The 21,236-nt window shown below is 63.1% G+C and carries 21 protein-coding genes; 11 read left to right on the top strand and 10 right to left on the bottom strand.

Going from position 1 to position 21,236, the window contains the following annotated elements:
* Positions 1–8 precede the first annotated feature (8 nt).
* The gene (gene msuE, locus VN11_RS09440) at positions 9–590 is read right to left on the bottom strand and encodes an FMN reductase (RefSeq protein ID WP_053449549.1); all 582 of its coding nucleotides are present in this window, start codon (positions 588–590) and stop codon (positions 9–11) included.
* Positions 591–677: 87 nt separating this feature from the next.
* Positions 678–3,254 carry a TonB-dependent receptor plug domain-containing protein gene (locus VN11_RS09435; RefSeq protein WP_053449548.1) on the bottom strand — a complete coding sequence of 859 codons (2,577 nt, stop codon included), beginning with the start codon at positions 3,252–3,254 and terminating at the stop codon, positions 678–680.
* Positions 3,255–3,477: 223 nt separating this feature from the next.
* Here VN11_RS09435 and ftrA point away from each other — a divergent pair, with 223 nt between their 5' ends.
* A complete protein-coding gene (ftrA, locus tag VN11_RS09430; protein WP_053449547.1) occupies positions 3,478–4,479 on the top strand; it encodes a transcriptional regulator FtrA in 1,002 nt (333 codons plus the stop codon).
* 79 nt (positions 4,480–4,558) lie between these two features.
* Positions 4,559–5,803 carry a hypothetical protein gene (locus VN11_RS09425; RefSeq protein WP_053449546.1) on the top strand — a complete coding sequence of 415 codons (1,245 nt, stop codon included), beginning with the start codon at positions 4,559–4,561 and terminating at the stop codon, positions 5,801–5,803.
* Between the two features lie 18 nt (positions 5,804–5,821).
* Here the strand turns inward: VN11_RS09425 and VN11_RS09420 are convergent, their stop codons facing one another.
* The 3 genes from VN11_RS09420 to VN11_RS09410 all read right to left on the bottom strand — a co-directional run bounded on the left by VN11_RS09420 (position 5,822) and on the right by VN11_RS09410 (position 8,059).
* Positions 5,822–6,322, bottom strand: coding sequence for a hypothetical protein (locus VN11_RS09420; RefSeq protein ID WP_053449545.1), 501 nt, complete (start codon positions 6,320–6,322; stop codon positions 5,822–5,824).
* Positions 6,323–6,416: 94 nt separating this feature from the next.
* Positions 6,417–7,004: a TetR/AcrR family transcriptional regulator gene (locus VN11_RS09415; RefSeq protein WP_053449544.1), complete on the bottom strand. Its 588-nt coding sequence runs from the start codon at positions 7,002–7,004 to the stop codon at positions 6,417–6,419.
* Between the two features lie 104 nt (positions 7,005–7,108).
* Positions 7,109–8,059, bottom strand: coding sequence for an AraC family transcriptional regulator (locus VN11_RS09410; protein ID WP_238581869.1), 951 nt, complete (start codon positions 8,057–8,059; stop codon positions 7,109–7,111).
* 102 nt (positions 8,060–8,161) lie between these two features.
* Here VN11_RS09410 and VN11_RS09405 point away from each other — a divergent pair, with 102 nt between their 5' ends.
* Positions 8,162–9,001, top strand: a complete 840-nt coding sequence (locus VN11_RS09405) for an oxidoreductase (protein WP_053449543.1) — start codon at positions 8,162–8,164, stop codon at positions 8,999–9,001.
* 47 nt (positions 9,002–9,048) lie between these two features.
* Here VN11_RS09405 and VN11_RS09400 read toward each other — a convergent pair whose 3' ends face one another.
* Positions 9,049–10,818: an oleate hydratase gene (locus VN11_RS09400; protein WP_053449542.1), complete on the bottom strand. Its 1,770-nt coding sequence runs from the start codon at positions 10,816–10,818 to the stop codon at positions 9,049–9,051.
* Positions 10,819–11,031: 213 nt separating this feature from the next.
* On the opposite strand from VN11_RS09400, the gene VN11_RS09395 reads away from it, so the two are divergent.
* From VN11_RS09395 to VN11_RS09385, 3 genes are read left to right on the top strand one after another with little or no spacing between them, the layout of a single operon-like run.
* On the top strand, positions 11,032–11,487 hold the full coding sequence (locus VN11_RS09395; protein ID WP_053449541.1) for an SRPBCC family protein: 456 nt from the start codon (positions 11,032–11,034) through the stop codon (positions 11,485–11,487).
* A gap of 11 nt (positions 11,488–11,498) precedes the next feature.
* The gene (locus VN11_RS09390; protein WP_053449540.1) at positions 11,499–11,813 is read left to right on the top strand and encodes an ArsR/SmtB family transcription factor; all 315 of its coding nucleotides are present in this window, start codon (positions 11,499–11,501) and stop codon (positions 11,811–11,813) included.
* 2 nt (positions 11,814–11,815) lie between these two features.
* Positions 11,816–12,274, top strand: a complete 459-nt coding sequence (locus VN11_RS09385; protein WP_053449539.1) for an SRPBCC family protein — start codon at positions 11,816–11,818, stop codon at positions 12,272–12,274.
* Positions 12,275–12,308: 34 nt separating this feature from the next.
* Here VN11_RS09385 and VN11_RS09380 read toward each other — a convergent pair whose 3' ends face one another.
* On the bottom strand, positions 12,309–12,728 hold the full coding sequence (locus VN11_RS09380) for a hypothetical protein (protein WP_053449538.1): 420 nt from the start codon (positions 12,726–12,728) through the stop codon (positions 12,309–12,311).
* Positions 12,729–12,879: 151 nt separating this feature from the next.
* Here VN11_RS09380 and VN11_RS09375 point away from each other — a divergent pair, with 151 nt between their 5' ends.
* Entirely contained in the window at positions 12,880–13,644 is a 765-nt protein-coding gene (locus VN11_RS09375) for a COG4705 family protein (RefSeq protein WP_053449537.1), read from the top strand.
* Here the strand turns inward: VN11_RS09375 and VN11_RS09370 are convergent.
* Positions 13,641–14,423 (bottom strand): 3-hydroxybutyrate dehydrogenase, encoded by a 783-nt coding sequence (locus VN11_RS09370; RefSeq protein ID WP_053449536.1) that lies wholly within the window; start codon positions 14,421–14,423, stop codon positions 13,641–13,643. The genes VN11_RS09375 and VN11_RS09370 overlap by 4 nt on opposite strands.
* Positions 14,424–14,583: 160 nt before the next feature.
* Between VN11_RS09370 and VN11_RS09365 the strand changes: the two genes are divergently transcribed.
* The 4 genes from VN11_RS09365 (at position 14,584) to VN11_RS09345 (ending at position 18,096) form a co-directional block, all read left to right on the top strand.
* Positions 14,584–14,958, top strand: a complete 375-nt coding sequence (locus VN11_RS09365; RefSeq protein ID WP_053449535.1) for a nucleotide pyrophosphohydrolase — start codon at positions 14,584–14,586, stop codon at positions 14,956–14,958.
* Positions 14,955–16,199: a DNA/RNA helicase domain-containing protein gene (locus VN11_RS09360; RefSeq protein WP_080374902.1), complete on the top strand. Its 1,245-nt coding sequence runs from the start codon at positions 14,955–14,957 to the stop codon at positions 16,197–16,199. The genes VN11_RS09365 and VN11_RS09360 overlap by 4 nt, the downstream gene beginning before the upstream one ends.
* A 33-nt stretch (positions 16,200–16,232) precedes the next feature.
* A protein-coding gene (locus tag VN11_RS22240; protein WP_086009122.1) for an IS3-like element ISPa39 family transposase occupies positions 16,233–17,392 on the top strand; the annotation gives its coding sequence in 2 pieces (ribosomal slippage) (positions 16,233–16,491 and positions 16,491–17,392; 1,161 coding nt in all).
* A 41-nt stretch (positions 17,393–17,433) separates the two neighbouring features.
* Positions 17,434–18,096 (top strand): DNA/RNA helicase domain-containing protein, encoded by a 663-nt coding sequence (locus VN11_RS09345; protein ID WP_080374901.1) that lies wholly within the window; start codon positions 17,434–17,436, stop codon positions 18,094–18,096.
* Between the two features lie 489 nt (positions 18,097–18,585).
* Here VN11_RS09345 and VN11_RS22235 read toward each other — a convergent pair whose 3' ends face one another.
* Positions 18,586–19,434, bottom strand: coding sequence for an HNH endonuclease (locus VN11_RS22235; RefSeq protein ID WP_148564961.1), 849 nt, complete (start codon positions 19,432–19,434; stop codon positions 18,586–18,588).
* Positions 19,431–21,206, bottom strand: coding sequence for an AAA family ATPase (locus VN11_RS21790; protein WP_148564960.1), 1,776 nt, complete (start codon positions 21,204–21,206; stop codon positions 19,431–19,433). The genes VN11_RS22235 and VN11_RS21790 overlap by 4 nt, the downstream gene beginning before the upstream one ends.
* Positions 21,207–21,236: the final 30 nt, after the last annotated feature.

Raw genomic sequence — 21,236 nt, 5'->3', positions numbered from 1 at the left:
TTATGGCATCAGGCAATGCGCCGAAGCGGCACCGGCAGCACGCGAGCCTGCGTGGCCAGATGCCCGACCGCACGCTCAGCCGCCAGTGCAATGCGGGCCTGCAAGGCAGCGCTGTGGATGCGCTCAGCGTCGAAGTCGGCCGGCGTGGCATACACCCCGATCGGCAGCGTGTGCGCCTGCAGGAAGCTGAACAACGGCCGCAACTGGTGATCGATCACCAGCGCATGGCGCTCGCTGCCCCCGGTCGCCGCCAGCAGCACCGGCGTATCCACCAATGCCTCCAGTTCGATGAAGTCCACCAGGTGCTTGAACAAGCCTGGATACGAGCCGCGATACACCGGCGCGGCGACCACCAGCAGTTCGGCGCCCTCGATGGCCTGCAGTGCCTGTTCCACTTCCGGCTGCGCCTCGGCGCGTGACAGCGACTGGCCCAGCGAACGCGCGATCGGCGCCAGCTCCACCAGGTTCACGTTGGCGTGCACCCGCTGCTGCAGCGATTCCAGCAGGTGCCGCACCAGCAGCAACGTACGCGACGTCGCGGAACTGGTCGGCGACCCGACCAAGGCAACCACCTTCAATGCAGAAGACATGAAGCGCTCCCATGTAGAGCCGAGCCCTGCCCGGCTGCTTTCGCCCTTGTAGAGTCGAGCCATGCTCGACTGCCGTTGGCCTGAACCTCAGAACCGGTAATTGACCCGCCCGTACCAATACGCGCCGACATTGCCCAGCACATCACCGCTATCCCACGTGGTCTCGATGCTGGCCACATCGGTGGCGCTGCGCGCGTACTCGGGCACCTTGCGGGTGCGCTTGTCGAACACGTTGTTGATGCCCAGCGCCGCGCTCCAGCCCGCCCCCAGCTCCACGCCACCGGACAGGTTGGTCACCAGCACCGGCGGCTGCTTGTATTCCACGCCGTTGTTCAGCCGCTTGATCGGGCCGTAGTAGGTGAAGTCCACGTTCGAGCGCCAACGCCCGTTCTGCCAGCCCAGCCCTGCCACCTGCGTGTAGCTGGGCGTGCGGAAGCGCAGCGCGTACTCGCTGGTCCTGGTCAGCAGGTTGATGTTCGGCAGACCCTGCAGTGCCGCCGGAATGTCGCTGACCTTCTGGATGGTGGTACGGCCGACGTTGGCCGCGTAGCTCCAGCGCAGCTTGCCCCAGGCGGTTTCCTGGTTGGCTTCCAGGGTCAGCTCGACGCCGCGCGTGCGCGTGTTGCCCACGTTGGTGAAGTAGCTGGCGTAGAACGCATCACCGGGCAGGATGCTGATGCCGGCCGAGCCCAGCAGCGCATCGATGGTGTTCTTCTGCGCCGCGCTCAGCACCGTGCCGCTGTTGTCGGTCACCCGCGCCGGGTCCTGCGCGTTGTAGCCGATCTGGCTGGACTGGCCGAGCTGGCCGCGGATGTCGATCTGATACGCATCCACTGCCAGATGGAACGCCGGGCTCGGGTCCCAGGTCACGCCCAGGCTGTAGTTGGTGGCCTTCTCCGGCTTCAGCGGCGTTGCGCCCAGCGCGATCGCCGCCGGCGAGGACACCTGCGCCACCAGCGTGGTCCCGCACGGGCAGCTGCCAGTGGCCTGGTAGAACTGCGCGCCCAGGCTGGGGGCATGGAAGCCGTTGCTGACCGTCGCGCGCAGGCCCAGTGCATCGGTGAAATCAAAGCGCGTGGTCAGGCGCCCGGTCGAGACACTACCGAAATCCGAATGGTCTTCCCAGCGCGCGGCCGCATCCAGGTACCAGCGCGAAGTGATGTTGGTCGCCGCGCCCACATACACCGCCTTGCTGTTGCGCGTGGCCTTCACCGCATCCGCAGTGGAATAGCCGACGAACGCGGCGGCACCGAAGCCGGTATACGACTCCCACTGCCCAGCCCCACGCTCGTACTGCTCGTGCTGGTACTCGGCGCCCGCGCTCACTTCCAGCGGCGATGCGAACGCCGCCACTTCGAAGCCACGGCGCAGATCCAGGTTGGCGATGCCCTGCTGGTAGTCCAGCTTGCCGTCATAGAAATCGGTGGGCGAGCCCGGGTACGGCAGTGAGTAGTTCACCGAGTTGCGCGTGTAGGTGCGCACGGTGCTGCGGTTGCCGGTCAGGCTGGCGTCGTAGTCCCAGCCTGCGAGCTGGCCTTTCACGCCGGCCGTACCGGTGTACTGCTTCTCCTTGGTTTCCAGCACCGGCAGGAAGCCGTCCGGAAACACGCTCAGCACGCCCGGTGCCTTGTACGTGGTGAAGATGGTCGCGGGCAGACGGAAATTCTGGATCGCCTGCGCGGTGCGGTCGCTGGCGGTCGCGTTGGCATAGAACTGCGCGCTTTCACCCAGGCCATGACCCACATTCACGGCGAAGGCCTTCAACGCATACGAGGGCGAACTGAGGATGGTGTTGGCCTCGGCATTGCGGTTGGCCTCGGCCGGGTTCGGCGAGGCTCCCGCCGGCAGCCGGTTGTTGGGGCGCAGTGCCACCAGGTTGCCGTTCGCGTCTACCGCCGGGTAGCTCAGGTAGCCATCGATGTAGCGGCGGGTACGGATTGCATGATGCTGGCGCGTGCTCTCTCCGGACAGGTTGACGAAGCCATCGGCGCCCCACGGCAGGCCCACGTTGGCACGCACGCTGGTACGCGAGCCATCGCCATCGATGCTCTGCCCGCTTTCCACCGACAGATCGCCACCGTGCGCCTGCGATTTCAGGATCACGTTGACCACACCGGTGATCGCGTCCGAGCCGTAGATTGCCGAGGCGCCATCACGCAGCACTTCCACATGGTCGATGGCCGATACCGGAATCAACGCCAGATCGGCCCAGGCATGCCCGGGAAACCCACCACCGTTGGCCCCGCTCACATAGGCACTGGCATTGCGGCGTTTTCCATTCACCAGCACCAGCGTGTAGCCCGGCGACAGGTTGCGCAGCTGGTAGCCGCGGATCAGGCTCTCCTGATCACTCTGGTAGCCACCGATCTGGCTCAGCGACGGCAGCGCACGCTGCAGCGCTTCCAGCAGGTTGCCCTGGCCGGTGGCGGTGAGGTCTTCGGCGGAGATCACATCGATCGGCGTGGAGCTGTTTTTCACCGTGCGCGTGCTGGTACGCGAACCAGTCACCACAACGGCATCCAGCGTGGAGGCCGCCACATTGGCGGCCGCTGCGGTGGTGGCGGGCTCGGCATCGGCTTCAGCGGCATGGCTGGGCGATGCCGCCAGGGCAGCGGCGATCAGGACAGCAAGCGTGCTCAGTACGGGGGTGTGGGCGGCAGGCATGGGGGCTCGTGGGGTGGGCCGGAAACACGCTTCCATTCAAGAGCGTGTTCATCCGCCACGACAGGCGTGATCGCGTCACCCAGCCGTAACATCCGGCCACCCACATGACCGCTGGTCATGACGTTAGGCGGCAACGCGGTCTGCAGCGCTACATGCCCCAAAGGCATCACCTCATGCCCGCGCACCACGCAGCGCCACGCAGCGCCGCCCGTAGCATCAAGCCATGCCCACCCTGCCCGCCGATCCCAACGCGCCACTGGTCGCCATCGTCGCCTGCCATGGCCAGGGGCTGTTCGAGTTCGGCTGCGCGGTCGGCCTGTTCGCACCGGTGCGGCCGGAACTGGGCGTGGCCTGGTACCGCACCCAGCTGTGTGCAGGCGAACCCGGCGCACTGCGCATGCTCGGTAACACCCAGGTGCAGCTGCCCTACGATCTCGGCAGCGTCGATGACGCCGACATCATCGTCATCCCCGGTTGGCGCGAACCCAGCGAGCGCCCGCCACAGGCACTGCTCGATGCGCTCAACCGCGCCCACGCACGCGGCGCACGCATCGCCTCGATCTGCTCCGGTGCGTTCGTGCTGGCCTGGGCCGGCCTGCTCGATGGCCGCCAGGCCACCACCCATTGGCGCCTCACCGACGCGCTTGCACGCGACTTCCCCCGCGTCGATGTACGCGAGGATGTGCTGTACCTGGATGCGGGCAGCATCATTACTTCGGCCGGCTCGGCCACGGGCATGGACATGATGCTGCACATGGTGCGCAAGGATTACGGCGCGCGCGTGGCCAACCTGGTAGCCGAACGGCTGGTGCTGGCGCCGTGGCGCGATGCCGGGCGCAGCCAGCGCGTCAGCCGCGCGATTCCCAATGGTGAGCCCAGCCGCCTGGCGAAGCTGATGGAATGGATGCGCCGCAACCTGCGCGAGCCGCACTCGCTCGGCAGCCTCGCCGAGCAGGCCGCGCTCAGCCAGCGCACCCTGCAACGACAGTTCCTGGACGCCACCGGCCTGTCGCCGATCGACTGGTTGATCCGCGAGCGCGTGGCCTTCGCCCGTGAGCTGCTGGAAACCACCGACCGGCCGCTGCAGTGGATCGCCGAGCACGCAGGATTCGGTTCGCAGGAATCGTTCCGGCGCCACTTCCGCAGCCAGGTCGATGCCAGCCCCACCGAGTACCGCAGCCAGCATCGCAGCGGCATCGGTGCGGATCGCCTGGTGGGCTGCTGAGCGCCCTCTGTCCCGACTTTCCACGCCGTCATCATCGCTGCAAGATAGGGGCACGCCCCACACTGCCGATGGAACGGTGATGAACGACAGCCCCTACAGGACCTACCGCGTCGGAATCGGCGTTTCGCTGGTGTTGGCCGCGCTCCTCGCCACGCTCTCGCTCATCGCGGTGGCCACTCCCAACCTGGGCTGGGGTGTCGTGGCGCTGGCCACCATCGCACTCTGGGTCGGCTTGCCATTGCTGTTGGTGCTCGTGCTGGCCTGGCTGCGTTACATGGTGCGGCAGCGCGGGCGCGTTCCCGGCCGCGTCCATGCGTTGATGTTCGTGCCGACCGTCGCGGCCATGCTCATCATTCCCCTGTGGCAGTCCCTGCAGCACACGTGGTCCACCGTGGCAGGCGGGTCGCGTGACCCAATTGCCGAGCGGCACATCAATCTCAGCGGGCAGCCCCTGTGGCTGGACACCGCACCGTACGCGTCCACCGGCTCCGGCACAGGCCCGGACCTGCCCATGCAAGGCGACACGCCCGGGCACTTCGTGGCCTTCCACCGCTACCCCAACGCGCAGTCCGATGCAGACAGGGCCTTCCCGTATGAAGAAGGTCGCCTGAAGCGTTCCGTTGACCATTATCGCTACGCCACGCCGTCCGGGGATCGCGCCGTCACCGACGTGCCACTGGTCCGCCAGCCTTATCCGGACACCACACGCTTCAACACCGGATGGGGCCGCACAGGCACACCGGAGCTCGTACATCTCTACTACCACTACAGCGATCATGTGGAGGTCGCGCCCACGCTCGCACGCCTCAGCGGCTCCACTGCCGACGATCTGCAGCGCAGCCGCTTCGAGGGCCTGGTGCTGTTCACCATCCACAACTATGGCAGCGCGCCCATCGTGCGGATGGAAGCCAATGGCATCGCACTGGACATCGGTGACAGGGCCATCGAGAACATCCCGGCGGCGCCTGCGGATTGCACAGCCTATGGCTACCCGGCCGGCGTCGCGCTGCTGCCACTCGACCTGCCGCTGCAGGTGCGCTGGCAAACCGTCTATGCGCCGACACAGTGGCACAGCGCGCGCGTGCAGGTGCCTGCGTTCCGGCAGGCGCAGCCGTTGCCGGGCCAATCCACGTTGCAGCGCGTTCTGCTGTACGTACTGCCCGACGGCATGCTGGCCGCCGAGCGCTACGCCGAGGTGTTCGACGGCGACACATGGCGTGGCATCAAGGCCACCGGCCTGCCGGCCAGCGCTGCCGCCTTCGCGCGGTGTGGCAGCGCCCGGGCTGGCTACGGCGATGATGCCGACGCCGTGCTGTCCGATTGATCCGCAGCGCTGGCGTTCTCAGCCACGCGTACGCACAGCACGTGCATGGATCCTCCAGCACTGCGCCAGGAAGCCGAGCACAAACAGCACGGCACACCCCAGCAGCGTCTGCAGGATCACCGGCGCCAGCGGTGCCGCGGCGATCGGGTGCGACAGCGGTACCCGGGTCAGCGTTTCGTTCACGCCTGGCACCAGCGACAGCAGGAAGCTGAAAGACAGCCCGAAGGTCGACAGGTACGGCCGCGCGCGGCCAAGGAACTGCAGCCGCCCGGCCAGCACACCGCCGAACGCGGCCAACAGCACGATCACGCCGAAGGCGTGGCCCGGATTCAGCCCGCCGGTGCTGGACACGGTGAACGAGGTCGCCACCGACAGCACCAGGCCGACCAGATAGGCCTTGCCCGAATGCGTGGCCGGGTCGATGGCGCGGTGACGGATGAAGCCATACAGACCGGCAAGTACCGGAACCAGGCTCACGGCGGTGTGGATCACCCCGAGGGCGGAAAGTGCGTGTGACATGGGGAAAGCTCCTTCGGATTGAATGAACCAACTAGTAGGTAGACTCGGTACTCAAAAAAAGGCCCGCGAACCTCGCAGGCCTCGACAACCGGGTTCAGCGGGCGGTGCTCACCCGCGCAATGGCCAGCCGCGCCAGCGTGGCAAACGTGCCGGCATCGCCGAAACCACGCGCGGCCAGCATCGCGCCATGCACCGCCGACATGAATGCCTTGGCCTCATCGGCCGCGGAGCCCTGCAGGTGCAGCTGCCCCGTTGCTGCGCCCTTCTGCAGGGTCAGCGCCAGCCAGCCGCTCAGGTCCTCGAAATGGCCGCGCACTTCATCGGCAATCTCCGCAGGAATCATCGGCGACTCCGCTGCCAGCATCGCGCAGATGCAGAACGAGGACGTGCCGCCGGCGATGCAGGCCGACCAGTAGTCCACGTAGGCATTTAGCTCCTGCAACGGGTCATCCAGCTGCCGGTCCAGCAGCGCCAGGCCCTCGCGCGCCTCGGCCCGGTACAGTTCGACCACCGTGCGCACCAGGTCCGCCTTGCTGGGGAAATGGTGGTGGATGCTGGCCTTGCTGATGTTGACCCGTGCCGACACGTCGGCATAGCTGAAGCCGTTGTAGCCACCGGCCTCCAGCAGCGAACGGGCGTGCGCCAGGATCTCCAGGGCCTTGGGCGAGAGCGAGTCTTTCATATGAAACAACCTACTAGTAGGTAGGCCCGCAGTCAATACCCCACCCGTAGCGCCGGCCGCTGGCCGGCATCCCAGCAAACCAGGCCGGTCCTGTTCCGAGCCCCTCAATGCGAAGACACGTACACCGCGTCTGCCGGCCCCGGCGGTACGGCAAAGCTGCGCCGCATGCGTGCCACCTCGGCTGCCGGCGGCAGCGCGAACAGGCGCTTGAACTCGCGGTTGAACTGCGACGGGCTGGCGTAGCCCACCGCCAGCGACGCGGCCTCGGCCGTCATGCGCTGGCGCAGCATCAGCAACCGCGCCTGATGCAGCCGGGTCGACTTCACGTACTGCATCGGCGACGTGCCGGTAACCGCGCGGAAGTGGTCATGGAAGGTCGCCACGCTCATGCCCGCCTCGGCCGCCAGCTGACCCACATCCAGGGCCGTGGCATAGGCCGCATGAATGGTGCGCAGCGCCTTGCCGATGCTGCCGAAGCGCCCGCGCATGGCCAGCGCCTCGCGCATCGCAGCCCCTTGTGCGCCGGTCAGCACGCGGAAGTACAGCTCACGCACTAGCGCCGGCCCCAGCACGGCAGCTTCCAGCGGATCGGCCAACGCTTCCAGCAGGCGCAGCACCGTGGCCTGCATCGGCGCCTGCATCGGGCTGGACATCATGCTCTGTGCGGGTACCTGCCCTGCACCGGCCTGCTCGCCCAGTTCGATCAGCAGGTCCGCCGCCAGCTGCAGGTCCAGGTGCAGATAGATCGCCAGCAGCGGCGCCTGTTCCGACGCCTCGGTTTCCATCGTGAACGGCACCGGCACCGACACCGCCAGGTAGTGCTGCGCGTCGTACTGGTACACCTGCCCGCCCAGATAGCCACGCTTCACGCCCTGGCAGACGATCACGATGCCGGGGTCATACAGCACCGGCGTGCGCGCCAGCGGCCGGTTCGAACGCAGCAGGCGCACCCCGGGCAACGGTGTGAGCGTATAGCCCTCCTCCACCGCCAGGGTCTGCAGCAGGCCGACCATGCGCGCCTGCATCTGCCCTTGCTGGGAATCGACCACGGACACGAGCACTCCAGAGGAATAGGCAAGAATGGACGAATCCTAGGCCTGTGGCGCGGATCGCTCAAGCACTAACGTGCAAGCCCTCCCCCAACGAGCCTGATCACCATGACCTCCTCCCGCCTCATCCTCATCACCGGCGTCAGCAGTGGTTTCGGCCGCGCCCTGGCCCAGCAGGCCCTGCAGGCCGGCCACCGCGTGGTCGGCACCGTGCGCAACGACGAAGCGCGCGTGGCATTCGAAGCGTTGGCTCCCGGCCGCGCCTTCGGCCGCCTGCTGGACGTGACCGATGCCGATGCCATCGATGCGCTCGTCGCCGATGTCGAAGAAAACGTCGGCGCCATCGACGTGCTGGTCAACAACGCCGGCTACGGCCACGAAGGCATCCTCGAAGAATCCACGCAGGCCGAGCTGCGCCACCAGTTCGAAGTGAACGTGTTCGGCCCCGCCGCAATGATCAAGGCAGTGCTGCCGCACATGCGCGAGCGCCGCCGTGGCCACATCCTCAACATCACCTCCATGGGCGGCTTCATCACCCTGCCCGGCATCGCCTGGTACTGCGGCAGCAAGTTCGCGCTGGAAGGCATCAGCGAAGTGCTGGGCAAGGAAGTGGCAGCGTTCGGCATCCACGTCACCGCCGTTGCACCGGGCTCCTTCCGCACCGACTGGGCCGGGCGCTCGATGGCACGGGCACCGCGCAGCATTGAAGACTACGACGCACTGTTCGATCCCATCCGCAGCGCGCGCGAGGCAAAGAGTGGCCACCAGCTGGGCGATCCGGTGAAGGCCGCGCAGGCCATGCTGCAGATCATCAACAACGACGCGCCGCCCAGCCACCTGCTGCTGGGCAGCGACGCGTTGCAACTGGTGCGCGCGAAGCTGGCGTCGATGGCCAGCACCCTCGATGCCTGGGAACAGCTGAGCCGCTCCACCGACGGCATCGCGTGAGGCGTGAGGCAGCCGATGCGCTCACCGGCTGCCTCCCTTCCGCCGGCTCAGTCCTCCTGCACCAGCTTGAACTCGCGCAGCAGGCCACCAATCTGCGTCCTGTCCAGCTTGTTCATCAGCAGGTTGCGCAGGAAGGCCGGCCCGGGAATGTCCAGCTCCTTGCCATCGCGCAGGCGCCCGGTTGCGGCCAGCAGCGAACGCACGTCATAGGTGGAATTGAACACCTCCGGCACGCCGCGCTCGATACCCAGCAGCGTGTACACCGCTTCCATCGGCGTGCGCACCGAATACTCGGTGGTGAAGATGCAGTCGCGCTGCTTCGACTCGGCGAACTGGCCGATGAAGGCGAAGTTCACCGCCCCCTCCGGCACCACGTCCGGGCGGTCACCGGCCTGGCGTGGCATGAAGAACGCGGTCACGTACGGCATCATCACCGGCACCGTCTTCGCACCGGTCGCAGCCAGTTCGTCGATCTCGTCCAGCGGCACGCCCAGGTGGTACAGCCACTCGCGGGTGATCTCCTCGCCGGTGCAGTCCTGCATCGGCTTCTTCACGTAGTCACCGGGCGTATCCACGAACAGCGAATACACCCACACCACGATCTGGTCCTTGGGCTGGTTCTTGAAATGCGGCTGCCGGTTCACCGTCCAGCTCATCAGCCAGCGCGAGTCGCGCACGCTCACGATGCCGCCGGTCACCACCCTGCCACTGAACGGGTCGCGCTTGGCAATCTTCTGGATGTAGGCGGGAATGCGCGCATCCAGCGTGGTCACCGTTGCCGATTCCCACTTGGTCTCGGGAATATGCGCACCGAACACATCCGGGCGCCCGAACGCCGCGTCCTTCGCGGCGATGCGCCGCCACAGCTCCCACGCCGGTGCCGGGCCTTCATTCAAGCGCGCCGCCGTGTGGTGATCGCCATTGTCTGAATTCTCGGTCAGCGAACCGATGGTCAAGAACACCAGGTCATCCGCGCCCAGATCGACGCCGCCGGCCACGCCGTCGTGGGTCCAATGGATGCGCGTGGCCTGCTTGCGGCCGGCCTGCAGATCGAAGTCGACGTCGGTCACCTCAGTGCCGTACTGGAACACCACGCCGTGGTCCTGCAGCCACTTCACCAACGGCAGCACCAGCGATTCGTACTGGTTGTACTTGGTGAACTTCAGCGCCGAGAAATCCGGCAGGCCGCCGATGTGGTGGATGAAGCGATGCAGGTACAGCTTCATTTCCAGCGCCGAATGCCACTCCTCGAACGCAAACATGGTGCGCCAATACAACCAGAAGTTGCTGTCCAGGAAGTCGCGCCCCAGCACCTCGTCGATGCGCTTGTTCTCCATCTCCTGCCGGGTGGCCAGGAACAGCGCGATGATGTCCTTCTGCGCCTGCTCGCTCAGGGTGAACAGGCCATCGGTATGCGCATCCTCGCCGCGATTGATCGTGGCCCGCTGCAGCGAATAGTTCGGGTCATCCTTGTTCAACCAGTAGAACTCGTCCAGCACGCTGGCATCGTCGATCTCCAGCGAAGGAATCGAGCGGAACAGGTCCCACAGGCATTCGAAGTGGTCTTCCATCTCGCGGCCGCCGCGAATCACGAAACCCTTCTCCGGCACCTTCAGTCCATCCAGCGCGCCGCCGGCAATCTGCTGCTGCTCAAGAATGGTGATGCGCTCACCCGCCATGCGGCCGTCGCGCACCAGGAACGCCGCTCCGGCCAGCGACGCCAGCCCCGAACCGACGAACCACGCGCGCTTGCCATCCACACCCGCCGGCTTGCGCGGGCGCGCGAAGGCTTCGTAGTTGCCACTGCTGTAATACATGCACTGCTCCTTCCTGGAGGGGGTAACCCCACTGTAAACGCCCCATGCGTCAGCGCCGCTTAGGAATGGTTGCGAGCGCTTGCGACCAAATGCCGCAGCAGTGCCCGGCCATGCCTGGCAACCCCCTCCGCAACCATATTTGCCATGCAGGCATTTGCCTGCCTATAGTCCACCCAAGGACGGCACCCGCCCGCCCATCGCGAGGAAGCTGCCATGGTGGATATCGCACACAGGGTCGGCATCAAGGCCCCCGCAAGCCAGGTGTACCAAGCCCTGGCCACCCCCGAAGGCGTCGCCGCCTGGTGGGCCGAAGACAGCCACGGCGACCGAGATGTCGGCGGCACGGTCAAGGTGCGCTTCACCAACAACGGCCAGGAAATCGGCGCCATGGAAATGAAGCTGGAACAGCTCATTCCCGGCCAGCTTGTGCTCTGGCAGTTCCTCGCCGGCCCCGCCGAATGGATCGGCACCCACGCACGCTTCGCGCTGAAACAGGAAGGCGACTACTGCATCGTCCTGTTCACCCACGAAGGCTGGAAGGAACGCGTCGAATTCACCTCCCACTGCAGCACCAAGTGGGCGGTGTTCCTGATGAGCCTCAAGGCCCTGCTGGAAACCGGCAAAGGCCAACCCAACCCGCACGACGTCAGGATCGACAACTGGAACTGAAGACGCCCCGCATGAATGCAGACAAGGTATTCAAGGCACTGGCCGACCCCACGCGCAGGACGCTGCTGGACCTGCTCTGCAAGGACAACGGCCAGACCCTGGGCCAGCTCTGCGAACACCTGGACATGGCCCGGCAATCGGTCACCCAGCACCTGGGCCTGCTGGAAGACGCCAACCTCATCAGCACCGTGCGCCGTGGCCGCGAGAAGCTGCACTTCATCAACCCGGTGCCGCTGCACGAGGTGTACGAGCGCTGGGTACGCAAATTCGAGCAGCAGCGCCTGAGCCTGCTGCATGACCTGAAACGAGAACTGGAAGGAGAATGACGATGTCCGCAGAGTCCACCCGCTTCATCCACGTGATCTATATCGCCTCCACCCCACAGAAGGTGTTCGAGGCCATCACCCGCCCCGAGATCGCCAGCCGCTACTGGGGCCACGAAAACGTCTCGGACTGGAAGCCCGGCTCGCGCTGGCAGCATGTACGTGCCAACGAAGCGCGCTCGGTCGAACTGGTCGGCGAGGTGGTGGAAAGCACCCCGCCCTCGCGGCTGGTCATCACCTGGGCCGCCGCCTCGCAGGCCGACAACCCGGATGCCTACAGCCGCGTCACCTTCGACATCGTGCCCTACCAGGACATGGTGCGGCTGACCGTCACCCACGACGAGCTGGAACCGGGCAGCGGCATGGATACCGGCATCCGCCAGGGCTGGCCGATCGTGCTGTCGAGCCTGAAGTCGTTGTTGGAGACGGGCAAGGGGTTGGATGTGTTTGCGAAGCCGAGTTGAGCATCCCAGCCCGGGTTGAATGAGCGTCGCCGCGCTAACGGCAAGCGGCGACGCTCTTTCCCTGCCACACCGCCAACGATGGGAGCAGGGTTTCCGACGAGCTGCCCGCAGCGCTCAGCTGGCCATCAAGGTAGGTCAGCCGCAGGGTCTTCCCGTCCTGGCGCAGCACAATGGAATCCGTAGCGCCGCTTACCAGCACAAGATCACGCCCGCGTTGCTTGACCTGCATCAGCACCGGCGCGATGGCCGCGCCCTCGTAACGCTGGACCAATGCGTAACCGCCATCGGCCTCGCTGACAAACGACACCTCCAGGCCCAGCAGATCGCCCGAGTCGGCATGCCTGCAGACGCTGGAATACGTGGCGTCGCGCGGCTGCGCGCTGGCACTGCCTGCAGACGCGGACAACACCAGCAGGCCCACTGCCAACGCAAACGATGGAATCGAACCGGCCATGCCCTGTCTCCCCGTCCTGGATGCAGGCGGCAGCGTAGCGCGTTCCCCTGCTGAACGCCCGCCCCACGCTCACCGCTGCCAAACCCGGTTCCGACCGCACTCCGACGCCGCCCGCCACAGCATCACCCGCAGGCTCCCCAGGCGACGTTCGATGAGTGCTTCAGACGCAGATTCCCTGCACAGCAAAGTGGCGGCGGTTACCCTCTCGTTCTGGGTGATGAAGATCGCCGCTACCACCCTTGGCGAGACCGCGGGCGACCTGCTGTCGATGACGCTCAACCTGGGCTACGTGGCCAGCTCGGCCATCCTGCTCACCATCTTCGCTGGCCTGCTGGCCGTGCAGCTGTCGGCGAGGCGCTTCCACCCGGTGCTGTTCTGGTCGGTGGTGCTCGCCACCAGCACCGCCGGCACAACGATGTCCGACCTGCTCGACCGCGCGCTCGACCTGGGCTACGCCACCGGCGCCAGCCTGCTGGCCGGCTGCCTGGCGCTGGTGCTGCTGGCGTGGCGGGTGTCGGAAAAGTCGATCTCGGTCAGCAACATCGCATCGCGTCGCGCCGAAGGCTTCTACTGGACCGCCGTGCTGTTCTCCAACACGCTCGGCACCGCCCTGGGCGACTTCCTCGCCGACGATTCCGGGCTGGGCTTCACCGGCGGCGCGCTGCTGATCGGCAGCCTCATCGCGCTCACCGCGCTGGCCACCCGCATCAAGGGCATCAACCAAGTCATCCTGTTCTGGATCGCCTTCGTGCTCACCCGCCCGTTCGGCGCCACCTTCGGCGACCTGCTCACCAAGCCGCTGGAAAAGGGCGGGCTGGGCTTCGGCACGGTGGGGTCGTCGCTGGTGCTGTTCACCATCCTCGCGACGCTCGTCGCGCTGCCGATGCTGCAGCGGCGCGCACAGCCCGCCAATTAGCGCGCCGTCCAGCCCCCATCCACCGGCAGCGCCGTGCCGGTGATCTGCGCCGCCGCATCCGACGCAAGGAACACCACCATCTCGCCCAGCTGCTCGGGCGTCACGAACTGCAACGAAGGCTGCTTTTCGGCCAGCAGCGCACGGGCGGCGGATTCCTGATCCGTGCCCTCCTTCTCTGCCAACGCAGTGATCTGCTGCTCGACCAGCGCCGTTCGCACCCAGCCCGGGCAGATGGCATTGGCGGTGATGCCGGTGCCCGCATTCTCCAGCGCGGTCACCTTGGTGAATCCCACCACGCCATGCTTGGCCGCCACATAGGCCGACTTGTTCACCGAGCCTACCAACCCATGTACCGACGCGATGTTGATGATGCGCCCGGCGCCCTGCTGCTTCATGTGCGGCAGTGCCGCCGCCGTTGCATGGAACACCGCCGAGAGATTCAGCGCCAGGATCGCATCCCACTTTTCAGCGGGAAATTCCTCGATCGGCGCGGTGTGCTGAATGCCCGCGTTGTTCACCAGGATGTCGATGCGGCCCATCTTCGCAAAGGCGTGGTCGATCATTCCGCGCACCGCCTCGCCACGGGAAAGATCGGCACCATCGTGCGCGACCCGTACGCCGAATTCGGTTTCCAGCTGGGAACGAATGCGTTCGATCTCTGCTGCATCGCCAAAGCCATTCAGCACGATGTCGGCGCCTTGCCGCGCCAGCGCCGTGGCGATGCCAAGACCGATACCGCTGGTGGAGCCGGTAACCACGGCGACTTTTCCACTGAACATGGGCGCGCTTCCATCGGGCGTAGGCAGCCAGTGTAGCGGCTGTCTTGGCCCGAACGGATTGCCTTGGAATCAGGTGTCACAGGCCGAATCAGTCCGAATGTCGTTCTGACCCCGCTGGCATGGGTAGAATTGGCCAAATACTGTCGTTTAAGGCCATGCCATGGAACACCCTCTAATCGAGGTTCGGGGCGCTGCCCAAGCGCTCAGGGAATTCGCCGAAGCGCGTGATTGGGCGCAGTTCCACTCCCCCAAGAACCTTGTCATGGCCCTCTCCGGCGAAGTTGGAGAGCTGAACGAGATTTTCCAGTGGATGACCGAGGCCGACTCCTTCAAGGCGGCAGCTTCTGAAGCCACCGCCAGCGCAGTGCGTGAGGAAATCGCCGACGTGGCGCTGTACCTCATCCGGCTGTCGGACGTACTCGGCATCGACCTGAACGAAGCCGTCAGCAGCAAGCTCGCCACGAATGCCGCCAAGTACCCGGTCGACCTCTCAAGGGGTGTCAGCACCAAGTACAACAAGCTGGCGCAGCCATGATCGTCTATCAGGCCGACAAAGCGTCGTTCCTTCGCCAATGCAACGACGAGGAAATCGAGGAGGTCATCCGTGCCAGCTTCAAGGCGGCGACGAGGGGTGACGTCGGTGAGTCCGAAGTTCGATCCTGGCGCGAATCGCTTCGATACGTCGCGCGTGCGCTTACTCACCCTTCCATTCCCAATGACATCGGCGTGGCGGTGGAGTTCGTCCTTCCCCAGTCGAAGAAGCGCATCGATGTCGTCCTGACCGGCCACGCTGAGGACGGCTCGCCCCACGTCATCATCGTTGAGCTCAAACAGTGGTCTGCCATCAAGCCGACCAAGCGCGATGCCATCGTTGAGCTTCGTGAAGGGCAGTCACTCGTCCACCCAAGTTATCAGGCATGGTCATATGCCGCTTTCCTGGAAGGCTTCAACGAAGCGGTCCATGAAGGAAAGCTGCAACTACATCCCTGCGCCTATCTGCACAACTATGTGCCGGACGGTGTGATCGACTCGCCCCACTATCAGCCCTACATCGAGCGTGCGCCGCTTTTCCTGAAGAGTGCCGGCGATCTTGAAAGGCTGCGTAGCTTCATCAGTCAGCACACGTGCAACGGCGACGGCGCGCCCGTGCTTGCCGAACTGGAGAATGGCCGCCTCCGTCCCTCCAAGGCGCTTGCCGACGACGTGCATCGACTGCTGAGGGGAAACAGCGCCTTTGCACTACTGGATGAACAGAAGCAGGTATTTGAAGCCGCCAAGGCCGCGTGCGCCCAAGCGCACGCCAGCGGCAAGCCGCGTGTTGTCATCGTCGAGGGCGGCCCGGGCACTGGCAAGTCAATCGTCGCGGTGAATCTTCTCGCGGCGCTTCGCGATGGGTTGACCGTCAAGTACATCTCCAAGAATGCCGCACCTCGTGCCGTGTACAGCAACACACTCATCCAGAAACCCGAGAACGCCCATCTGGTCCACCTTTTCGGCGGGTCGGGCTCCTTCACCGAATCGGCGCAGAACGCTTACGACGTGTTGGTTGTGGATGAAGCACACCGTCTTACCGAGAAGAGCGGGTTCTACGGCAATCTCGGCACGCACCAGATCCAGGAGCTGATCAACGCCGCTCTGTGCAGCGTGTTCTTCATTGATGAAGACCAGCGTGTCACGCTCAAGGATGTCGGCACCAAGGAGGCCATTCGGGACTTTGCAATCGCCCGTGGAGCGACGGTGGAGGTGACCTGCCCCCCGTTTTCCGGGCCAACCTGATCTTAGTAGAGTCCGTCTCACAAGAGGACGGACATGAAGAAGCGATACACCGAAGAGCAGATCATCGGCTTCCTGAAGCAGGCGGCCGCCGGCACGCCGGTCAAGGAGCTTTGCCGCAAGCACGGCTTCAGTGACGCGTCGTTCTACCTGTGGCGGCGCAAGTTCGGCGGCATGGATGTGCCCGACGCCAAGCGCCTGAAGGCACTGGAAGCGGAGAACGCGCGGCTCAAAAAGCTGTTGGCCGAGTCGATGTTGGACAACGAAGCGCTGAGGATCGTGGCGCGGGGAAAATACTGAGCCCGCCGACGCGACGGGCTGCCGTCGCGGACGTGCGGGCGAAGCTGGGCCTGTCGGAGCGGCGGGCCTGCCGGGCACTGGGCTTGTCACGCAGCGTGTTGCACTACCAGCCGCGCATGGCGAACGCGCCGTTGCAGGCCAGGCTCGTTGCGTTGGCGGGCGAACGTCGCCGGTTCGGCTACCGACGGCTGCACATCCTGCTGGAACGGGAGGGCTGGATCGCCAACCACAAGCGAATCTACCGGCTGTACCGCAACGCTGGCCTGGCGGTGCGCAAGCGCCGCAAGCGCGATCGCGTGGCCGTCGAGCGCCGTCCGCTGCAGCTGCCGTCGGGGCCCAACCACACCTGGTCGATGGACTTCGTCTTCGACGCCCTGGCCAACGGGCGCCCGATCAAGTGCCTGACGGTGGTGGACGATTGCACCAAGGAAGCGGTGGAAATCGCCGTCGGCCGGAGGATAAATGGCCAGAACGTGGCCGACATCCTGGATGCGGTATGCCGTTTCCGCGGCTACCCCGCGGCGATCAGGACCGACCAGGGACCCGAGTTTACCGGCCGGGCGCTGGACCAGTGGGCGACCGCCAACGGCGTGACGCTTGTGCTGACCCAGCCAGGGAAACCCACGCAGAACGCCTATGTGGAGAGCTTCAACGGCAAGTTCCGGGACGAATGCTTGAACGAAAACTGGTTTATCTCGCTCGAGCACGCACGGGCGGTAATCGCCATCTGGCGCAAGGACTACAACGAGGTGCGTCCGCACAGCTCACTGCCCAAATGCACGCCTGCCGAGTTCGCCGCCGCGCTGCGCAACGAAGGTGCCTTGACTGGTTCGACCGCTGATCGAAACCTGACCCACCGGAGCGGTATGCTCCCCAACCTGGACTCTACTAAGTAGCTAGTGGCCCTGAGAAAGGGGGCAGGTCAGAGGAGTATGCCCTGTCCTCGCAGTTCCGTTGTGCAGGCTCCGATGGCTATCTCGCCTGGTTGGATGACGTGCTGCAGATCCGCCCAACCGCGAACACCACGCTGGATGAGGGCAGCTACGATTTCCAGGTGTTCGATGACCCGTCCGCGCTGCATGCCGCCATCGAGGCCAGGAACGGCGGCAACCGCGCGCGCGTTGTGGCTGGCTACTGCTGGCCTTGGAACAGCAAGAAGAACAGCAAGGAAATGGACATTGTCATCGGCAGCTATCGCCGGCAATGGAACCTCAACGACGATGGGAGCCTCTGGATCATCTCTCCTGATTCAATTGACCAGGTGGGTTGCATCCACACCTGCCAGGGTCTGGAAGTCGACTACATCGGCGTGATCATCGGGCCGGACATGGTCATGGAAGACGGCGCTCTGAAGACCGTCCCTCGTGCGCGGGACCGGCACGACAAGACCATGAAGGGATTCGTGAAGCTGTCAAAGTCCCATCCCGCCCAAGCCGCCGAGCTCGCGGACACCATCATCAAGAACACCTACCGCACCTTGATGACCCGAGGAATGAAGGGCTGCTACGTCTACGCCACCGATCCGCAGGTGGCCGCCTACTTCAGGGCCCGGTTGCAACGCGGGGCACCCGTTGAGCAGGCGGTGGAGGTGGACGCCTGAGCGACCCCACCTGACAGTCATCGGAGATAGGTTCCACGCGAAGTTCGTCGGACATTTCGCAAGCACAAGGACTATGCATGAACTGCCTTACTCCATCGGGTTAACCAATAACGCCCACGCCTCCAGCACCAAAACTGAATCCTGCTCGGCGATCAACTCGCGGTCCACCACTAGGCACCCCGACTAGGGTGTGGTGTCGCTGCTGAATCGCACAGGCACTGTGATCTCTCTTCTGATGGACCGCTCGCTGAGATTGGATTGCGGTCCAGCGCAAGTCCCTCGTTCGGCTGTCTCATTGCGCTTACCGCTCCCGCCACCCGCACAAAGTCAATCAGTCAGGCCAACCCATTCTGGATCGCATTCGTGCTTCTCATCCGACTGAAACAAGCTTCGCCGGCCCGCCCACCATCCAGCTGGAAATATCCCTCCTAGACTTCGGCAGGGCACGCCCGCCGCCATCTTTGCTTACCATTCTCATCCAAACATAATCTAAGCCAAGTTCTCACGCGGATCAGCCAAGCATCCCTCAAGATACAACAAGGCATCCGGATTATTTGCAATTGCAAATTGCAGCATCGATTCCCAGTTATTGGGAGTTCCATGAGCGCTATCCTGCGACTTCAGCTTACTCAAGACAGCCATTTCTACGGTCACACCAGGAAACTGTAGGGTCTCATAGTATGCACGCGGATCTCGGCAAATATTTATCCAACGTTCGCAAAGGGAATCACATATTGATGTCTTCCTAACAACCTCCTCGAGATGCCACTCAATTACCTCCATCTCCGCAATACTTGGCCCTTGATGGGCGACGATTGAAATCACCGGGTACGCGAACGGCGGATCAATCTTCGCGACAGCGATGCGATTCAATAAGAATTTATCATAGTATGGATGAATTGGACGCCCACCTGAGTTCGCCTGAAAGAATTTCACCCCTTTCTTGCGATTGCACTGATCACAGGCCGGAACAAGATTCCTAGAAAGAAAAGAGTAAACCGGCCATGCCTCTTTCGGGAGCACATGATCAATCGTAGCGGGCGATTGAGCCCCACACACAGGGCAGACGCCTGGAGAGATTTTTTTTCTGATGTATTCAATGAACTTAAGAGAGTTTATCTCACCAGTGTAATGCGCCCTCATTGCTGTATTCAGCCCCTCAGGCAGCAATGGATGCGAAACAGGAATACCTCCCCTTGCCCTGATGTACTGCCTATAGGACGCGAAAACCGACCCAATGTTATCCCGAAAAAGCGGGAACGAGCTTAGATTCTTTTGCCCCCCAATCTCAACGGCAACTTTGAAGTCAAAAAATTTTGGACGCCGTATATACTTCATTGATCGCCTCCAAGGGAGTTACGAAGGAGGCTCGCCCTAATGTATGCAACAGCCTCAGTACTCATCTCCTTACTTAGCATGGCAAGCTCGTGCTCGCTATTCGGGTCTACATTCCTCCCCTTAAGACGCTGAAACGCGTCCTCTGTCAATCTAGCGAGCGTAACAACTGTTTCATCCCCAAATACGTAGGCCGATACGGCAGCAACGCTTGCCCCAAGTGTTTGGAGCCTGGGACTCCTTACAAGTGGCTCTCCATCATTCGTTCTGCTCAGAATTGAGACATCAGCGCCGGTAACCTCTCGAACAACAAATGGGGAATGCGTCGCGACGACAGCAAATGAACCCGTTTCCCGGAGAACTTCACGAAGAAGTGACATTAGCTGAGTAATAAACGCTGGATGAAGATGATTCTCAGGCTCATCGACAAGAACCAATGCTCCCGACTCAATGAACGCGCACAAATTTAGAGAGAATTTGAAAAAAAGTTGCTGACCACTACTGAGTGGCTGCAGCTCACGCAGAGCCCCTCGAGCCGAATCATTCGGTCGTGAAGCATGAGAATAGCGACTATCCAGAATATCGCCTTCAGAGAAAAATTCCGGACCACGATCCGAGTCAAGCCCATCAAGGAAGCTGTCCATGACTGAACTTGAAGCTCCAAGAAGAAGACTGAGCGGCAAGTAGACGTCACCGCCCCTCGTAACGTAGTGCCTCGGAGTGGCATGCGACTTCTTTATCGGAAGACCAATGCGAGCCAGCGGGAGCCATTTCTTCAAAGCTCGATCAAAAATCTGGAATCTACTTCTCCCCCCGATTCGAGTGTCATCCCGAACCAAGTCAACCAACGCTGCAGTAAGCGCCCCTTTATCGCCTGAACGCACCCAGGATGGCGATAGCGCAAAATGACGGTATAGAAGAATATGCTGACTTCTGAGCTTGCCAGGCAAAGAGGACCGGCCCGGAGAGGAGCTGAACGCGATTACTCGACTAAAAGGATCATTCGATTGCACCAAACTATCAATCTTGGAACGAGCAAGCCCATGCACAATGTTTACCAAAGTCTGAGACTTACCCACTCCATTCTCACCAATGAGAACATTTATCCTTCGGTCGAACAACCCAGAATTCTCAAAGTTCAACGAAATTTCATGGCGACTTCGAAAACCAGATAACTTAAAGCTGACGAGCGCTTTCGCACTTGATCTCTGTAGCGATCTCAATTCCGCGCCATCCAGAACATCTGCGCCACGCCGATATGCAAAATATCGCTCATGTGACCTAAGGACAACATTTCTGAACACATCTGACTTCTCAACGGACTTCCCGCCACCGGAAACATTACTCCCAGGATCGTAAAGGAGAACATCATGAGCAGACTTCAGGGCTAGCTTGGTAGCGTGAGATCCGATGCTGCGCACCAAGTGTCGATACGACTCAATGTTTCCTTGAAGCGTGGCAAACCAAGATGGAGCCCCCTTATCTTTCTCGCCGGCTCCCGATACACTTATAAATCCTGATTCAACTTCGACCAGATCTCGCCCCAGAAGGACCGCTTCAATAGCACTTTTACAATCGGTGAATCTTTCTGAGAAGAACGCGACTGGAGACTTAAAGATCACTGATTGCTGGTACATCTTCACGCACATACCAGCCTCTAGCCGTCCCTCAGCATTACCCGAAGCATCTTCTCTTGGCCAAACAACTACAGCGACGCTTTGCTCGAGCTGCATTGCAGCTTCGAAGCTTCGCGCAAAGTAAAGTTTGAACTTCACGAATTTCCCCCTGAATTGATATGAACTTAA

The organism is Stenotrophomonas maltophilia (genome assembly GCF_001274595.1).
Lineage (GTDB): Bacteria > Pseudomonadota > Gammaproteobacteria > Xanthomonadales > Xanthomonadaceae > Stenotrophomonas > Stenotrophomonas forensis.
This window is presented reverse-complemented; position numbering and strand designations above follow the sequence as displayed.

Excerpts from the sequence above, each read along its gene's own strand:
- VN11_RS09360 (WP_080374902.1), top strand. The coding sequence starts at position 14,955 with ATGATCGTCTATCAGGCCGACAAAGCGTCGTTCCTTCGCCAATGCAAC.
- VN11_RS22235 (WP_148564961.1), bottom strand. The coding sequence starts at position 19,434 with ATGAAGTATATACGGCGTCCAAAATTTTTTGACTTCAAAGTTGCCGTT.
- VN11_RS09415 (WP_053449544.1), bottom strand. The coding sequence starts at position 7,004 with ATGAAAGACTCGCTCTCGCCCAAGGCCCTGGAGATCCTGGCGCACGCC.
- VN11_RS09395 (WP_053449541.1), top strand. The coding sequence starts at position 11,032 with ATGGTGGATATCGCACACAGGGTCGGCATCAAGGCCCCCGCAAGCCAG.
- VN11_RS09420 (WP_053449545.1), bottom strand. The coding sequence starts at position 6,322 with ATGTCACACGCACTTTCCGCCCTCGGGGTGATCCACACCGCCGTGAGC.
- VN11_RS09375 (WP_053449537.1), top strand. The coding sequence starts at position 12,880 with ATGAGTGCTTCAGACGCAGATTCCCTGCACAGCAAAGTGGCGGCGGTT.
- VN11_RS09385 (WP_053449539.1), top strand. The coding sequence starts at position 11,816 with ATGTCCGCAGAGTCCACCCGCTTCATCCACGTGATCTATATCGCCTCC.
- VN11_RS09400 (WP_053449542.1), bottom strand. The coding sequence starts at position 10,818 with ATGTATTACAGCAGTGGCAACTACGAAGCCTTCGCGCGCCCGCGCAAG.
- VN11_RS09390 (WP_053449540.1), top strand. The coding sequence starts at position 11,499 with ATGAATGCAGACAAGGTATTCAAGGCACTGGCCGACCCCACGCGCAGG.
- msuE (WP_053449549.1), bottom strand. The coding sequence starts at position 590 with ATGTCTTCTGCATTGAAGGTGGTTGCCTTGGTCGGGTCGCCGACCAGT.
- VN11_RS09380 (WP_053449538.1), bottom strand. The coding sequence starts at position 12,728 with ATGGCCGGTTCGATTCCATCGTTTGCGTTGGCAGTGGGCCTGCTGGTG.
- ftrA (WP_053449547.1), top strand. The coding sequence starts at position 3,478 with ATGCCCACCCTGCCCGCCGATCCCAACGCGCCACTGGTCGCCATCGTC.
- VN11_RS09370 (WP_053449536.1), bottom strand. The coding sequence starts at position 14,423 with ATGTTCAGTGGAAAAGTCGCCGTGGTTACCGGCTCCACCAGCGGTATC.
- VN11_RS09405 (WP_053449543.1), top strand. The coding sequence starts at position 8,162 with ATGACCTCCTCCCGCCTCATCCTCATCACCGGCGTCAGCAGTGGTTTC.
- VN11_RS09435 (WP_053449548.1), bottom strand. The coding sequence starts at position 3,254 with ATGCCTGCCGCCCACACCCCCGTACTGAGCACGCTTGCTGTCCTGATC.
- VN11_RS09365 (WP_053449535.1), top strand. The coding sequence starts at position 14,584 with ATGGAACACCCTCTAATCGAGGTTCGGGGCGCTGCCCAAGCGCTCAGG.
- VN11_RS09425 (WP_053449546.1), top strand. The coding sequence starts at position 4,559 with ATGAACGACAGCCCCTACAGGACCTACCGCGTCGGAATCGGCGTTTCG.